Below are 288 nucleotides of genomic sequence, written 5' to 3'. Positions count from 1 at the left end.
ACGATGTGGAAAGGCATAGACAGCTAGGAGGTTGGCTTAGAAGCAGCCACCCTTTAAAGAAAGCGTAATAGCTCACTAGTCGAGTCGGTCTGCGCGGAAGATGTAACGGGGCTAAACTATGCACCGAAGCTGCGGATTCATCTTAGGATGAGTGGTAGGGGAGCGTTCTGTAAGCCGTTGAAGGTGAATCGTAAGGTTTGCTGGAGGTATCAGAAGTGCGAATGCTGACATGAGTAACGATAAGGGGAGTGAAAAACTCCCCCGCCGAAAGACCAAGGTTTCCTGTCC

Annotated in this window: 1 rRNA gene; it reads left to right on the top strand. The window is 50.3% G+C overall.

The features are described from left to right. Positions 1-288, top strand: a 23S ribosomal RNA gene (locus FNN08_RS16275); the annotation flags it as partial.

This window comes from Thalassomonas sp. M1454, from assembly GCF_007097525.1.
Lineage (GTDB): Bacteria > Pseudomonadota > Gammaproteobacteria > Enterobacterales > Alteromonadaceae > Thalassotalea_A.
Note: the sequence above shows the minus strand (reverse complement) of the source record. Positions and strands in the feature narration are given on the sequence as shown.